The organism is Halomonas sp. Mc5H-6, assembly GCF_024124705.1.
GTDB classification, from domain to species: domain Bacteria; phylum Pseudomonadota; class Gammaproteobacteria; order Pseudomonadales; family Halomonadaceae; genus Vreelandella; species Vreelandella subterranea.
In genome coordinates this window covers 73826-89660 of sequence record NZ_JAMXSI010000013.1, presented here as the reverse complement: position 1 = coordinate 89660, position 15835 = coordinate 73826, and the positions used below count along the sequence as shown (strand labels likewise).

14 protein-coding genes are annotated in these 15835 nt (G+C 60.1%); all 14 read left to right on the top strand.

The window, feature by feature from the left end:
* The first annotated feature begins 83 nt into the window (after positions 1-83).
* The 14 genes from leuC (at position 84) to purF (ending at position 15807) form a co-directional block, all read left to right on the top strand.
* Entirely contained in the window at positions 84-1535 is a 1452-nt protein-coding gene (gene leuC / locus NH395_RS15715; protein ID WP_066315242.1) for a 3-isopropylmalate dehydratase large subunit, read from the top strand.
* A gap of 3 nt (positions 1536-1538) precedes the next feature.
* Positions 1539-2186, top strand: coding sequence for a 3-isopropylmalate dehydratase small subunit (gene leuD, locus NH395_RS15710; protein ID WP_253026189.1), 648 nt, complete (start codon positions 1539-1541; stop codon positions 2184-2186).
* A 32-nt stretch (positions 2187-2218) separates the two neighbouring features.
* Positions 2219-3298 carry a 3-isopropylmalate dehydrogenase gene (leuB, locus tag NH395_RS15705; RefSeq protein ID WP_253026187.1) on the top strand — a complete coding sequence of 360 codons (1080 nt, stop codon included), beginning with the start codon at positions 2219-2221 and terminating at the stop codon, positions 3296-3298.
* A gap of 221 nt (positions 3299-3519) precedes the next feature.
* Positions 3520-4632, top strand: a complete 1113-nt coding sequence (asd, locus tag NH395_RS15700; RefSeq protein ID WP_253026185.1) for an aspartate-semialdehyde dehydrogenase — start codon at positions 3520-3522, stop codon at positions 4630-4632.
* Positions 4633-4834: 202 nt separating this feature from the next.
* Complete coding sequence (locus NH395_RS15695) at positions 4835-6781, top strand: FimV/HubP family polar landmark protein (RefSeq protein WP_253026183.1); 1947 nt, start codon at positions 4835-4837, stop codon at positions 6779-6781.
* Complete coding sequence (truA, locus tag NH395_RS15690; RefSeq protein ID WP_253026181.1) at positions 6778-7701, top strand: tRNA pseudouridine(38-40) synthase TruA; 924 nt, start codon at positions 6778-6780, stop codon at positions 7699-7701. The genes NH395_RS15695 and truA overlap by 4 nt, the downstream gene beginning before the upstream one ends.
* The gene (locus tag NH395_RS15685; RefSeq protein ID WP_366066078.1) at positions 7698-8339 is read left to right on the top strand and encodes a phosphoribosylanthranilate isomerase; all 642 of its coding nucleotides are present in this window, start codon (positions 7698-7700) and stop codon (positions 8337-8339) included. The genes truA and NH395_RS15685 overlap by 4 nt, the downstream gene beginning before the upstream one ends.
* Before the next feature lie 157 nt (positions 8340-8496).
* Complete coding sequence (gene trpB / locus NH395_RS15680; RefSeq protein ID WP_199285239.1) at positions 8497-9684, top strand: tryptophan synthase subunit beta; 1188 nt, start codon at positions 8497-8499, stop codon at positions 9682-9684.
* A gap of 74 nt (positions 9685-9758) precedes the next feature.
* On the top strand, positions 9759-10562 hold the full coding sequence (gene trpA, locus NH395_RS15675) for a tryptophan synthase subunit alpha (protein ID WP_253026179.1): 804 nt from the start codon (positions 9759-9761) through the stop codon (positions 10560-10562).
* A gap of 98 nt (positions 10563-10660) precedes the next feature.
* On the top strand, positions 10661-11683 hold the full coding sequence (accD, locus tag NH395_RS15670; RefSeq protein ID WP_253026177.1) for an acetyl-CoA carboxylase, carboxyltransferase subunit beta: 1023 nt from the start codon (positions 10661-10663) through the stop codon (positions 11681-11683).
* On the top strand, positions 11676-12950 hold the full coding sequence (folC, locus tag NH395_RS15665) for a bifunctional tetrahydrofolate synthase/dihydrofolate synthase (protein WP_253026175.1): 1275 nt from the start codon (positions 11676-11678) through the stop codon (positions 12948-12950). The genes accD and folC overlap by 8 nt, the downstream gene beginning before the upstream one ends.
* Positions 12951-12971: 21 nt before the next feature.
* Positions 12972-13670, top strand: a complete 699-nt coding sequence (locus NH395_RS15660) for an SPOR domain-containing protein (RefSeq protein WP_253026173.1) — start codon at positions 12972-12974, stop codon at positions 13668-13670.
* A 2-nt stretch (positions 13671-13672) separates the two neighbouring features.
* Positions 13673-14221 (top strand): CvpA family protein, encoded by a 549-nt coding sequence (locus tag NH395_RS15655; RefSeq protein WP_066315286.1) that lies wholly within the window; start codon positions 13673-13675, stop codon positions 14219-14221.
* A gap of 62 nt (positions 14222-14283) precedes the next feature.
* Positions 14284-15807, top strand: coding sequence for an amidophosphoribosyltransferase (gene purF / locus NH395_RS15650; RefSeq protein WP_066315288.1), 1524 nt, complete (start codon positions 14284-14286; stop codon positions 15805-15807).
* Positions 15808-15835: the final 28 nt, after the last annotated feature.

Sequence of the window (15835 nt, the reverse complement as noted above, 5' to 3'; positions counted from 1 at the left end):
GTGACACTCCTACAACACGTTAAAAAAGCAGCGCCAAAAAAGCTGCCGCTATGAACTAGCAGGGCCTAGCCCGGGAGAAACACATGTCAGGTCAAACGCTTTACGACAAATTGTGGAATCAGCACCTGGTCAAGCAGCGCGATGACGGCACCGCGTTGATCTATATCGACCGCCATATGCTCCACGAAGTGACCTCGCCCCAGGCCTTTGAAGGACTGCGTTTGGCGAACCGCAAGCCCTGGCGCCTGGATACCAACCTCGCGACCACTGACCATAACGTGCCGACGACCCTGATAGAGCGTTCTCAGGGTAATAGCGGTATCAAAGACCCGGTGTCGTTGATCCAGGTGCAAACCCTCGACGATAACTGTGTCGAATACGGGATCACCGAGTTCGGCATCAACGACCCGCGCCAGGGCATCGTGCATGTGGTCGGGCCGGAGCAGGGCGCAACCCTGCCGGGCATGACCGTCGTCTGCGGCGATTCCCACACCGCCACCCACGGTGCTTTTGGTGCGCTGGCCCACGGCATCGGCACCTCGGAAGTCGAGCACGTACTGGCGACCCAGTGCCTGCTGACCCAGAAGATGAAGAACATGCAGGTGCGGGTTGAAGGCGAGCTGGGCCTGGGCGTGACCGCCAAAGACGTGGTGCTGGCGATTATCGGCAAGATTGGCACGGCGGGTGGCACCGGCTATGCCATCGAGTTTGCCGGTAGCGCCATCGAATCGCTGTCCATGGAAGGCCGTATGACCGTGTGTAACATGGCCATTGAGGCGGGCGCACGGGTCGGCATGATTGCCGTGGACGACACCACAATTGACTACATCGGCAACCGTCCCTATTCGCCGACCGGCGAGCAGTGGGAAGCCGCCGTGGCAGACTGGCGCAACCTGGTATCCGACCCGGATGCCGTCTTCGACAACGTGGTTACCCTGAATGCCGAAGACATCGAACCCCAGGTGAGCTGGGGCACCAGCCCTGAAATGGTCACCGGTATTTCCGGCCAGGTGCCCGACCCCAACGCCGCGCCGGATGAAACCGTGCAGCGCAGCCATACCCGTGCGCTTGAGTACATGGGGCTGCAGGCCAACCAGAAAATTACCGATATCAAGCTGGACAAGATTTTCATCGGCTCCTGCACCAATGCGCGCATTGAAGACCTGCGCGAAGCCGCCAAGGTGGCGAAAGGCAATAAAATCGCCGACTCCATCAAGCTTGCCATGGTGGTGCCCGGTTCCGGTTTGGTGAAGCGCCAGGCGGAAGAGGAAGGCCTGGACAAGATCTTCATCGACGCAGGCTTTGAATGGCGCGAGCCGGGCTGCTCCATGTGCCTGGCGATGAACGCCGACAAACTGGGCGCGGGCGAGCACTGTGCCTCGACCTCCAACCGCAACTTTGAAGGGCGCCAGGGCTATGGCGGTCGCACTCACCTGGTAAGCCCCGCCATGGCGGCAGCGGCGGCCATTGCCGGTCACTTTGTCGATGTGCGCAGCCTGCCCGCTAACGATGCAACCCACGCTCAGGAGGCCTAAGTCATGAAAAAGTTCGAACGTTTTGAAGGCGTCGTCGCGCCTCTTGATCGCGCCAACGTGGACACCGATCTGATCATCCCGAAGCAGTTTTTGAAGTCGATCAAGCGGACCGGTTTCGGGGTCAATCTGTTTGACGAGTTACGCTACCTGGATGAAGGCGAGCCAGGGCAGGATTGCTCGCAGCGGCCGCTGAATCCGGATTTCGTGTTGAACAAGCCGCGTTACCAGGGGGCCGAAATACTGCTGACACGGCGTAACTTCGGTTGCGGCAGCTCCCGCGAGCATGCTCCCTGGGCGCTGGAAGACTTTGGCTTCAAGGTGGTGGTGGCACCCAGCTTTGCCGATATTTTCTACAATAACGCCTTCAAAAACGGCATCCTGCTCATCACCTTCGACGAAGACACGATCGATCGCCTGTTCGATGAAGTGGAAGCCAAAGAAGGCTACCGCATGGACGTGGACCTGGAAAATCAGCGCGTGATTACCCATCGCGGCGAAATTCTTGAGTTCGAGGTCGATGCGTTCCGCAAGCACTGCCTGCTGGAAGGCCTGGACGATATCGGCTTGACGCTGAAAGACGAAGACGCCATTCGACGCTTTGAGGAAAGCCATCGCCAGGCACGGCCTTGGTTGTTCCGCAAGCCTGCGTAAGCCACCGCTTGAATAAATGCTAAGGACGTTGCATGACACATAAGGTTCTATTACTGCCGGGTGACGGTATCGGCCCCGAAATTGCTGCCCAGGCAGCGCGCCTGCTGAAAGCCTGCCAGGACGCCGGGCTGGATATCGAGGTGGATGAAGCGCTGGTTGGCGGTGCCGCCTACGATGCCCACGGCGATCCATTGCCTGAGCAGACGCTGGATAAAGCCAAGGCCGCAAGTGCCATCCTGCTTGGGGCAGTGGGTGGCCCCAAGTGGGACAAGATTGAAGATCTATCCAAGCGGCCCGAAAAAGGCCTGCTGGGCCTGCGCAAAAACCTGGGGCTGTTCGGCAATCTGCGCCCGGCCATGCTCTACCCCCAGCTTGCCAGCGCCTCCAGCCTGAAACCGGAACTGGTGGCCGGGCTTGATATCATGATCGTCCGCGAGCTGACCGGCGGTATCTACTTCGGCCAGCCGCGCGGCATCGAAGAACGCAACGGCGAGCGGGTAGGCTTTAATACCTACGTATATTCCGAAAGCGAGATCGAGCGTATCGGTCGCGTGGCCTTTGAAATGGCCCAGAAGCGTGGCAAGAAGCTTTGCTCGGTGGATAAAGCCAACGTGCTGGAAGTGACGATCCTGTGGCGTGAGGTCATGGAACGGCTGGCACCGGAATACCCGGACGTTGAGCTGTCGCACATGTACGTGGATAACGCCGCCATGCAGTTGGTGCGCGCGCCCAAGCAGTTTGACGTAGTGGTGACCGGCAACATGTTCGGTGACATTCTCTCCGACGCCGCCGCCATGCTCACGGGGTCCATCGGTATGTTGCCTTCTGCTTCGCTCAATGAAAGCGGGCAGGGCATGTACGAGCCCTGCCACGGCAGCGCACCGGATATCGCCGGTAAAAACATTGCCAACCCGCTGGCGATGATGCTTTCTGTGGCCATGATGCTGCGCTACTCGCTGGGCGAAAACGCCATGGCCGAGCGTATCGAAGCCGCCGTGGGCAGCGTGCTGGATGACGGCCTGCGCACCGCGGATATCGCTTCCGAAGGCATGCAAACTATCGGTACCGACGCCATGGGTGATGCGGTGCTGGCGGCGTTTGGAAAACAGTAAATGAGTTGGTGGGCTAACCCGGCGATAGGCCTACGAGGGGGCGCTGTAAACCCTTCCCTGGGCGCTACATTTGCCATCCATGGCAAATAACCCCCTCTACGGCCTATCCCCGGCGCCCTTGCTTATCCATTCGTTATTATGGAGCCGCTCGGAACGGCTTCAAAATCACCATCAAGAATCGTGTATAATGCAAGTACTCATTCTTTGCAGGAGGACTTCAGATGTTGAAAGTCGGTTTCGTGGGATGGCGCGGCATGGTCGGCTCGGTGCTGATGCAGCGCATGCAGGAAGATGGTGATTTCAACGGCATTGAGCCGGTGTTCTTCACCACTTCCCAGGTCGGCCAGCCCGGCCCCGACATCGGTGTGGACGTCCCTCCGCTGAAAGACGCCTTTGATATCGAGGCGCTCAAGGCGCTGGATGTGGTGGTCACCTGTCAGGGCGGCGACTACACCAAGCCGGTCTACAAGGACCTGCGCAGTGCAGGTTGGAAAGGCTATTGGATCGATGCCGCCAGTACGCTGCGCATGGAAGATGAAGCGACCATCGTGCTGGACCCGGTCAACCGCGGCGTGATCGACGCACAGCTGGCCAAGGGCGCCAAGACCTTTGTCGGCGGCAACTGCACCGTGAGCCTGATGCTGATGGGGCTGGGCGGTCTGTTTGAAGCCGATATGATCGAGTGGATGACGTCCATGACCTATCAGGCGGCGTCCGGCTCGGGTGCCAAGCACATGCGCGAGCTGCTCAACCAGATGGGCACGCTGCACGATAGCGTCGGCGAAGAACTGAAAGACACCTCCAGTGCGATTCTGGATATCGACCGTAAAGTGACGGCGGCCATGCGCAGCGGCAACTTCCCCACCGAGAACTTCGGTGCGCCCTTGGCCGGTAGCCTGTTGCCGTGGATCGACAGCAAGCTGGAAAGTGGCCAAAGCCGCGAAGAGTGGAAGGGCAGCGTTGAGACCAACAAGATTCTGGGTCTCGACAACAACCCGATCCCCATCGATGGCCTTTGCGTACGTATCGGTGCCATGCGGTCGCATAGCCAGGCGTTCACTATCAAGCTGAAGAAGGACGTGCCGCTGGACGAGATCGAAGACCGCATCGCCAAGCACAACGAGTGGGTCAAGCTGATTCCCAACGAGAAAGACGCCACCAACGAAGGCTTAACGCCTGCTGCGGCGACAGGCACCCTGCAAGTGCCGGTTGGCCGCCTGCGCAAGCTGCAAATGGGCGGTGAGTATCTCTCGGCATTCAGCGTTGGTGACCAACTGTTGTGGGGCGCGGCTGAACCGCTCAAGCGCATGTTGATGATCCTGCGCGAGCAGTAAGTTTCCGTCGAGGCGAACCCGCCTCCTAAGCGGACGAAAACGGGGAGCGAATCAAGCGCTTCCCGTTTTTTTATGCGCGCGGATTTTGTGCCAGAAAGACGGTACTGTGGTAAAAACGCTATTGTGGTAAAAAAGTATGAAAGCGCTGCACAATCGAAGCGGCGGGTTATATAAAAAAGTTCAATTGGCAACAGGGGCATCCATGAAACAGCTAGGCGCGCTGGCCGTAGGGCTTTGGCTAAGCATGGTGGGGTCAATTGGCTGGGCGCTTGAGTTGGGGCCTGCCCAGGTTCAGTCGCGGCTAGAGGCCCCGTTGCAGGCCGTACTGCCGCTAGTGGATGGCGATGGGTATTCGCCGTCAGCGATTGAGGTCAGCGTCGCCGGTGAGGGCGCCTTTGCCGACGCAGGCGTTGAATGGACACCGATGGCGGGGCGCGTCCAGGCCGTTATTCAAGAGCGCCAGGGGCAGCCCGTGGTGGTGTTGACCAGCAACCAGCCCATTACCTCGCCTTGGCTGGACCTGCTGCTGACCGTGGAATCCCCCGATGGACGTCAATCCCAGGCCATCACCCTGTTGTTTGATCCTGCTGACTACGGTGCTGCCGATCGACCGGCGGCGTCAGTAGCGCCTCAACCTGCCGCCGGGAATCCTGCCGCCGGGAATGATGCCCCTGCCGTGCCGCAAAACCGTGAGGCCGCCCAGGGCGACGCGTACGTGCGCAGCGGCGATACGCTATGGAGCGTTGCGGCGCGTACCAAGCCCGAACAGGCCAGCGTCCAGCAGATGATGCTGGCATTGCTGGAAGCCAACCCCAGCGCCTTTCCCTCGGGCAATATCCATGAAATACGCGCCGCCCAGCGGCTGACGTTGCCCGATGAGTCGCGGGTGATGGCGCGTTCGGCGGAGCAGGCGGCCGAGACCATCCGGGCGATGAACGCGGCCTGGCAGCGCCGCGATGAAAATGGCCCGGCGCCGGTGGCAATGCCCGAGGTCGATGACCCTGCAGAGAACGCCACGGCCACTGACGCCGGTCCAGCTGCAAGCGAGCCCGTAGAAGAACCCCAGACAACCTCGCAGACACAGGCCTCCTCCGTCGAGGCGACTGCGCTCAGTGCGGCGCGAGTGCTAGCCAATGCGGCGACGAATGCAGCATCGCCGTCCACCTCGTCATCACCGGTGCCTTCCGCTGAAGCCGAGCCCAGTCCGCGGGTCCAGCAGTCGCTCGAGGATATGCGCGAGGAAATCACCACGCTCCGCGAGGAGGTGGATCGGCTGAGTGAAACCGTGGCAGCGCAGCAAGCGGTGCCCCCGTCGGCGGCGCCGGCAGTTGAACGGCCATCTTTCATGGAAAGCGTCAGCGATTATCAGTGGTGGCTGCTGTTACTCGCGCTGGTGCTGCTGGTGGTATTGTTGGTGGTGATGCGTCGTCGTCGCCAGCAGTGGGAAACGCCGCCGACCATGTCGGCGGCGGGCGCAAAGGCGCCTCAACAGCCTGCACCATCGACCGCTGGCAGGCCTCGCGTGTCTCCCTCGGTAGCACCGGCCGCATCTTATGATGATGCACCAGCGGTGACGCCAGAAGCGATGGATCAACCAGCGGCAAGCGAGGCAGCGAGCCAGGCGCCACCCAAGCATACCGACGAGACATATACCGAGGACGAGACGCCCTTTGATCGCTCGGCCATGGTCAATACCCAGGCGGCCGGGCTGGTCGAGTTGGGCGACGAGCGGCGGCTGGCGTTGAACGCAACCTCTGGAGGGCATAAGCCGTCGTTATGGCTGGCGCCGCCCGCTGACCCTGAGGCCGTGGCGGCCATGCTTTCGTCAATGGGTGCCAGCAAGGTGGATGATGCCCCGGCGTCTGAATCCAGCCAGGCGACAACAGCCCCGGACGATGAGGGGGCGTGGATTATCGATTATGAGCCGCCCACGCTTGCCTCGGAAAGCGCAACCCGGGAAGAAACGCCCATGCAGCCCACCGTTGATTTTGAAAGCAAGCCAGCGACGCCCTCGACGGCGCCTGCGTCTGCCGCTGCCCGCGAGCAAGCCCCAGAGCAGGAGTGGGAAATCGAAGAGGTGGCATTTGCGCCCACTCCTCGCGATAATGGCGCGCTTTCCTCCCCTGGCAATGTTGATAAGAGGCGATGACGCTGTTTTACCATTTTGATGAGACACAACCGTTAACCGGCCGCCTGGCGATGGGCATCGAATACGATGGCACGCGCTTTTGTGGTTTTCAGCGACTCAAGCACGCCGCCTCGGTGCAGGCATCGGTGGAAGACGCGCTGAGCAAAGTGGCGGGTGCGCCGGTACAAATTCATGCCAGTGGGCGAACCGACTCAGGCGTGCATGCCACCCGTCAGATCATCCACCTGGACCCACCCGCCCAGCGCTCGGAAAAGGCCTGGGTGTTTGGCGCGAATACCTACCTGCCGCGGGATGTGTCGGTTCGCTGGGTCAAGCCGGTATCCGATGATTTCCACTCGCGGCTGGGTGCGCTGGGGCGCCGTTACCGTTACCTGCTGTTGAACCAGATAAGCCGCCCGGTACTGGAACGGCACAATGTCACCTGGTGCCGCGATCCGCTGGATGCCGACGCCATGCATCGAGCCGCGCAGGCGCTGGTGGGGGAACATGATTTCTCGACGTTCCGCGCAGCGGGCTGTCAGTCGAAAACGCCGTGGCGACAAATGCACTTTATCGATGTCAAACGCTTTGGACCGCTGGTCATGATCGATATCCAGGGCAATGCGTTCCTGCACCACATGATTCGCAATATCGCCGGTGCCCTGGCAAGCGTGGGTCGCGGTGCCCAGGACGAAGGCTATATCGAGCGGCTGCTGGCGCTCAAGAACCGCAAGATGGGCGATGTCACCGCACCGGCCTGCGGGCTGCACTTTGTCGACTCGATCTACGATGAGCGGTTTGCGCTGCCCAAAGAGCCCTTGGGGCCAAACCTGCTGGTCTTTTCCGGCGAATGGACCGGCGAGCGCGAACTCCCCGAGACCCCGCGCGTGGCGGCACGGCGAAAGCTGACCTTTGCCAAGAAGCCCCAGGAGACACCGTGACACATACTGAGTCCATGCAACGCACACGCATCAAGTTCTGTGGCTTTACCCGCCAGGACGACATCGACACGGCGGTGACGCTGGGCGTGGATGCCCTGGGCTTTGTGATGTGGTCCAAGAGTTCGCGCAGCGTGGGTATTGAACAATTGGCAGCGCTGGCGGCAAAGGTCCCGGCGTTTGTCAGCCGCGTGGGGCTATTTGTCGACCCGTCTGCCGAGTGGGTCGAGGCATGTCTACCGCACCTCGACCTGCTGCAATTCCATGGTGATGAAACGCCCGAATTCTGTGCCAGCTTTGACCGCCCCTGGATCAAGGCGCTGCGCATGCGCGACACCATCGATCTAGCCTTTGAGGCAGAGCGTTATGCCCAGTCGCAAGCCTTGTTGCTTGACGCTTATCGCCCTGGCACGCCCGGCGGTACCGGTGAGTCGTTTGATTGGTCGAGAATCCCCGCAACGCTGGCAAAACCTGTTATTCTCGCAGGGGGATTGACGCCGGAAAATGTCTCGCAGGCCGTCCACCAGGTGAGGCCCTATGCGGTGGATGTTTCCGGCGGGATCGAGGCCTCGCGTGGCTGTAAAGATGCTTCCAGGATGGCGTCTTTTGTCCGTCAAGTGGCGTTGGCCGACGCCCGTTAAGTTCCTGGGTCCGCTCAGCTTGTCCCGGGCTGCGTTTTAAAGTGAATTCATTTATTGTTTGCCTGTTCTGGCGATCTTGTGAGGTATCCCTGTGACAGTCTCAGCAACTGGTGCTTCTGAAAGCGTTTCAAAAACACGTTTCAGTGAGTTGACTCAAATGCCGGATGCCCGTGGCCATTTTGGCCCCTACGGCGGCCGGTTCGTGTCAGAAACCCTGAGCTTTGCCCTGGAAGAATTGGAGCAGACCTACTTGAGTCTGCGTGATGACCCCGACTTTCAGGCTGAGTTTGACCGTGATCTTGCCCACTTCGTGGGGCGGCCATCGCCGTTGTATCACGCCGAACGATGGTCACAGGCCCTCGGTGGGGCGCAAATCTGGCTCAAGCGCGAAGATCTGAACCATACCGGCGCTCACAAGGTGAACAACACCATTGGTCAGGCGTTACTGGCCAAAAAGACCGGCAAACCCCGTGTCATTGCCGAAACCGGCGCGGGTCAGCACGGCGTGGCAACCGCCACGGTGGCGGCGCGTCTGGGGCTTGAGTGCGATGTTTACATGGGCGCTGCAGACGTCGAACGCCAGAAGCTTAACGTCTATCGCATGCGTTTGCTGGGCGCGCGGGTGATTCCGGTCGAGTCGGGCACTCGTACCCTGAAAGACGCCATGAACGAAGCGCTGCGCGACTGGGTCACCAACGTCGATAACACCTTTTACATCATCGGTACCGTGGCAGGGCCGCACCCGTATCCCCAACTGGTGCGTGATTTCAACGCCGTGGTGGGTCGTGAGGCACGCCGCCAGTCGCTCGAGCAGATCGGCCGCCTGCCTGATGCGCTGGTGGCCTGCGTGGGCGGCGGCTCCAACGCCATTGGCTTGTTCTATCCCTTCGTGGAAGACGACGATGTCGCCATGTACGGTGTCGAAGCCGGTGGTGACGGGGTGGAAACGGGGCGTCACGCGGCGCCGCTGTCTTCCAACGCACCGCGGGGTGTGCTGCACGGTAACCGTACCTACCTGATGTCGGATGAGGCCGGGCAGGTGTCGGATACCCACTCGATTTCGGCCGGGCTGGATTACCCGGGCGTGGGCCCCGAACATGCCCTCTGGAAAGACGTCGGTCGGGTAAATTACGTGGCCGCCAACGACAATGACGTGCTCGAGGCGTTTCGCGAACTCACGCACATGGAAGGCATCATGCCTGCCCTCGAAACGGCCCACGCGCTGGCCTACGCCAAGGTGCTGGCGCCCACCATGCGCCCTGACCAGCATATCGTGATTAACCTGTCAGGCCGTGGTGACAAAGACATTATGACAGTGGCCAAGATTGACGGCATCGACATTTAAGGGTCGGCAAGTTTTCAAGGCCAGAAGTATCCAAGGTCAGACGTTTTTAAGGTCATCAGTTTCTAAGGGCAAGCATGAACCGTATTGATCAGCGTTTCAGTGAACTAAAACAGCAGGGCCGCAAGGCCCTGATTCCCTTCATTACCGCCGGGGACCCGGCGCCCCAGCACACCGTTGGCTTTATGCATGCCCTGGTGGAAGCCGGTGCGGATATCATCGAGTTGGGTGTACCCTTCTCAGATCCCATGGCAGACGGCCCGGTCATTCAAAAGGCCTGCGAGCGCGCGCTCAAGCAGGGCACCCGGCTGGTCGACCTGCTCGACATGGTGGCCGAATTCCGCCAGACCGATACCACCACGCCTGTCGTACTGATGGGCTATCTCAACCCCATCGAGCGCATCGGCTACGATACCTTTGCCGATAAAGCCGCAGCAGTAGGCGTCGATGGTGTATTGACCGTGGATATGCCCCCGGAAGAAGCGGACGTGTTTGGACCGCTTCTGAAAGCGCGCGACCTGGCGGCTATTTTTCTCGTTGCACCTACCACTTCCCATGCCCGGGCCGCTACAATATGCGCCCACGGCGAAGGGTACCTGTACTATGTGTCACTCAAGGGGGTGACCGGTGCCGCGACGCTCAATGCCGCCGACGTGGCAGAGCATCTCGAGCCGTTACGCGGCATGACCGACCTGCCGCTGTGTGTGGGTTTCGGTATTCGTGACGGTGCAACCGCCGCGGAAGTCGCCAAGGTGGCTGACGGCGTGATTGTGGGGAGTGCGTTGGTCAACCGCATCGCCGAGAGTGCCGATGCCCCGGATACCATTGCCGCCCAGTTAAAGCAGGTGCTTGGCGAAATGCGTTCGGCCATGGATGCCTGATAAGTTATTTCATCGTCTACACTAACTGACATTAGTTTGACCCCATTCATCAAGCTTGGTCCCGCCAAGCGTTGACGTACAACGGAAGTCTTTTTGATATGAGCTGGTTAGATAAGATTGTGCCCTCCATGGGGCGTATCCAGCGTAAGGACCGTCGCGCTAGCGTTCCCGATGGTCTCTGGCGCAAATGCCCTAAGTGCGAAGCCGTTCTCTATCTTCCCGAGTTAGAGAAGCATCAAAGTGTTTGCCCGAAGTGCAATCACCACCTGCGATTGACCGCGCGCAAGCGGCTGGATTGGTTCCTGGACAAGACGGGTCGCGAAGAAATTGCGGCTGAGATTGAGCCGGTCGACCGCCTCAAATTCCGCGATTCCAAGAAGTACAAGGATCGCTTGACCGCAGCGCAAAAAGAAACCGCCGAAAAAGACGCGCTGGTTGCCATGCGTGGTGAGTTGAATGGCTTGCCCGTGGTGGCCGTGGCGTTCGAATTTACCTTCATGGGCGGCTCCATGGGCGCGGTGGTTGGCGAGAAGTTCGTGCGCGCCGCCACCCTGGCGCTTGAATCTCGGGTACCGTTGATTTGCTTTGCGGCTTCCGGCGGGGCGCGCATGCAGGAAGCGCTGTTCTCGCTGATGCAGATGGCGAAAACCTCGGCAGCGCTTGAAAAGCTCAAGCAGGAAGGTATTCCGTATATCTCGGTGCTGACCGATCCGGTCTTTGGGGGCGTTTCTGCATCGCTTGCCATGCTTGGTGACCTGAATATTGCCGAACCCAATGCACTGATTGGTTTTGCCGGCCCGCGGGTCATTGAGCAAACCGTGCGCGAAACCCTCCCGGAAGGCTTCCAGCGCAGCGAATTCCTGCTTGAGCACGGCACGGTGGACATGATCGTGCATCGTCACGACATGCGCGAGCGCGTTGGTGGTGTGCTGCGCAAGCTGACCCACCAGCCGCTGGCCGGTAGTGATCCTGAGCCTGAAGAAGAGCCGCTGGTGTTCGAACCGGTCGTCGACGAACCCCAGGTGGCCGAGCAGGCGGAAGACCCCGAGTGGATCGAGGCGATTAACGGCAGCAGCCAATCAGACATTGCCAAGCGCGACGATTCCTCCCGCAATGCCTAAAACGCTGGCACAGTGGCTTGACCATCTGGAAACCCTCCACCCGGTGGGGATCGAACTGGGGCTGGATCGGGTCAGTCGGGTAGCTGACCGAATGGGCCTGTTGCAGCGCCCCATTGCCAAGCGGGTCATCAGCGTTGCGGGGACCAACGGCAAGGGCTCGACCCTGGCAATCATCGATAGCGTGGCGCGCGCACACGGTCTGCGAGTGGGGACCTATACGTCTCCCCATTTGCTGCGCTACAACGAGCGCGTTCAGCTTGATGGCAGCATGGCGAGCGACGAACAGCTGGTCGCGGGCTTTGAGACCGTCGAGCAGGCGAGGCTAGCCGCACCGGCGGTCAGTCTGACCTACTTCGAAGCCGGGACGCTATGTGCCCTCTGGTGCCTGTGTCAGCAGCCGCTTGATCTGGCCGTGCTTGAAGTAGGGCTTGGCGGGCGTCTGGATGCCGTCAATATTGTCGATGCCGATGTGGCGATCGTCACCACCATTGCCCAGGATCACGCCGGGTTTTTAGGTACCGACATTGCCCAGATAGGGCGCGAGAAAGCCGGTATCTTCCGTTCGCAACGGCCTGCCGTCTTGGGCAGCCGCGATCTGCCAGAGAGCGTGGCGGATATCGCCGACGCCCTGTCAGCCCCCGTTTATCAACTTGGACGTCACTTCGAGCATACAGCAGACCCCGCATCGGCCTGCTGGCGCTGGCAGGGCCACACCACCTCAGGCGATGCGCTGACACTCGATGCCTTACCCGACCCAGGCTTGCCCATGGATAACGCCGCGACGGCACTGCAAGCCTTGGTGCTGGCTGGCGTTGTGCCGGAGGCGTATCCGACCCAGAGGGCCCTGACCAACCTGGTGGTGCCCGGGCGAATGCAGTGGCACGGTCAATGGTGTCTCGATGTCGGGCATAACCCCCATGCAGCGGATTATCTGGCGCGTCACCTGCCCCTTGTCGCGGCAGGTGCGACGCAATGGGGGCTTATCGGCATGTTAAGTGATAAAGATGCCGATGGCGTGATCGCCGCGCTATCATCGCGTATTGGTGACTGGGTGTGCGTGAGCCTTGACGGTGAGCGCGGCCGTGAAGCCACTGAACTCGCCGAGCGGATTGCAGCCCTGGGCGGACGCGTGCATCATTGCGCGGCATCCCCGATGGCGGGAGTGGAGTGGCTGGCGACGCGGCTGGGCCCGGAGGATCGTGTGCTGGCGACAGGCTCTTTTTTCACGGTGGCGGCGCTATCAGCGCAGCCATTGCCACAGGCGTAGCATCGCTTGATGGAGAGGGATATGAAATACGGTAAAACGGAACGGATCAGCGGTATCGTCATTCTGCTCGCGCTGTTGGCCATCATCGTGCCGTGGCTGATGAGTGACCCGGCGCCGCGTGAAGAGCGTCCCCAACCGAATTTTGTCATCGAGCAACCGGTGGAAGTCGAGCGCCGTGATGTTGACCCTCCGCAGCGCCCTGAATCGATTGGCGACCCCGCCGAGCAGGTAGATCCGAGCGTGGCCGCTCAGGCAACTGAGGAGCCGCTTGAAGTGGATCCCGCCAGCCCGGATACTGATCAACTGACTCGTAATGATGATGGCGCCTCAGACGAAGCGCAGGCAGCCAGTGACGCCGACGAAGCACCAGCGAGCGAGCAGAGCGATCCGATTGCCGACCTGATCGCTTCAAATAGCCAGTCAGTGAGTGATACGCCTGAGGAGCAACCCGCTGGCGCCCAGGCAGCGTCGACGCCGCAGGCCGATTCAGCTGGCGAATGGGCGGTTCAGGTTGGCAGCTTCGGCAACCCTGATAACGCTCAACGCTTGAGTGAACAGCTAAGCAGTGAAGGCTTTGCTGTCTACCAGCGCGACCGCGACAATGACATGACAACCGTCTATGTCGGCCCCTTTGCGACTTCGGAAGAGGGTGAAGCGGCAATGAGCGATGTTAAACAGCGAGCCAATGTCCAAGGCCTGCTGGTTCGAGTTCGGGAATAATCATGGCGCTTACCTGGATAGACGCCGCCTTTTTAGCGGTGCTGGCGTTGTCAATGCTGGCGGGGTTTGTACGCGGTTTTGTCCGGGAAGCGCTGGGGCTGGCGGCCTGGGTGATTGCCCTGATGGTGGCCAGGGTGCTGGCTGAGCCCGTCGCCGAGTTGATGAGCGGTTTCATCGACAGTTTTGACGCGCGCCTGGTGCTGGCCTTTGCGTTAGTGATTTTTGCGGTCATTCTGCTGTGTGGCATTGTTATCAGGTTGGTGCATGCGGCGGTCGAGTGGGTCGGCATGGGGTTGCTTAACCGCTTTGCCGGTGCGGCGTTTGGCATCGCGCGTGGGGCGGTCATCCTGCTGGTGGTGACCGTGCTGATTATGCTGACGCCACTATCAGAGCTTCAGGCTTGGCAGCAGGCAACGCTACGCCCCACCTTTATCGAATTGCGCAACTACGCCATTAACCGGCTGGATCAATGGGGCGGTGAACTTCCCGAAGCGCCGTCCACGCTCAACGACATCACGCTGCCGGATTTACGCCAGGGGCGTGAACTTTGATAGTTTTATCTGACATGTACCGGCTTACGTAGGTTAAGCCAGCATCAAGCGAGGTAACGGGAATGTGCGGTATCGTCGGCCTTCTGGCCAAGCAAGCGGTAAATCAGGGTATTTACGACGCCCTGACCGTTCTTCAGCATCGCGGCCAGGACGCTGCCGGGATGATGACTTGGAGCGAGGGACGCTTTTTACTGCGCAAGAGTAACGGCCTGGTGCGCGATGTGTTTCATACGCGTCACATGGCGCGTTTGAAAGGCAACCTGGGTATCGGGCACGTCCGCTATCCCACCGCCGGTTCCTCCAGCGAAGCCGAATCGCAGCCTTTTTATGTCAACTCCCCTTATGGTATCGCGCTTGCCCACAACGGCAACCTGACCAATTCCGAACAGCTCAAGCAGGAACTGTTTTCGACGGACCTTCGCCATATCAACACCAGCTCGGACTCCGAGGTGCTGCTCAATGTATTTGCCCACGAGCTGGGCAAGCAGGGCCTGCACCTGGAAGCCGAGGATATCTTTGATGCCGTACGCCGGGTGCATCGTCGTTGCCAGGGGGGCTATGCCGCCGTCGCGATTATCAACGGGTTTGGCATGGTGGCGTTTCGTGACCCTCACGGCATTCGGCCGGTGGTGTTTGGTACACGCCAGGCAGAAAACGGCCAGGATGTCATGATCGCCTCCGAGTCGGTTGCCCTGGATGTGGGTGGCTTCGAGCTGGAGCGGGATCTGTCGCCGGGTGAAGCGGTCTTTGTCGATATGCAGGGCAACGTGCATACCCAGGTGTGTGCCGACCGTCCCCAGCTGCGCTCGTGTATTTTCGAACACGTTTACCTGGCACGGCCCGATTCGATTCTCGACGGCGCCTATGTCTACGGTACCCGCATGCAGATGGGGCGTAAGCTCGGTGACCGTGTGCTTAATGAATGGCCCGATCACGATATCGACGTGGTGATTCCGATTCCCGATACGTCGCGTACCTCGGCGCTGGAAATGGCGCAGCACCTTGGCGTTACCTACCGCGAAGGGTTCATGAAGAACCGCTATATCGGTCGAACCTTCATCATGCCGGGGCAGACCCAGCGCAAGAAATCAGTCCGCCAGAAGCTGAATGCCATCGACATCGAGTTTAAAGATAAGAATGTGCTGCTGGTGGATGACTCGATTGTGCGCGGCACCACCTGCAAGCAGATCATCCAGATGGCCCGCGACGCCGGAGCGCGGAAAGTCTACTTTGCCTCTGCGGCACCGCCGGTGCGTTATCCCAACGTTTACGGCATCGACATGCCTGCGGCTTCTGAGTTGATAGCCCATGGGCGTACGGAAGAAGAAGTCGGCGAGTTGATAGGTGCCGACCGGATTTTCTATCAGGATATCGAGGACCTGAAAGATGCCTGCCGTGAAGTGAATCCCGAACTGGAAGCCTTTGACTGTTCGGTATTCGACGGCAACTACGTCACGGGGGATATTGACGATGCCTACCTGGCGGTGCTGGAGGCCAGCCGAAATGACCTGGCCAAGGACCAGAGCGCCGGTGACCATGCCCTGGTCGACATGCATAATCAGGATGACGACGACCTGGACGATTAAATGGTGTGTTTGAACAAGAGACTAGCCC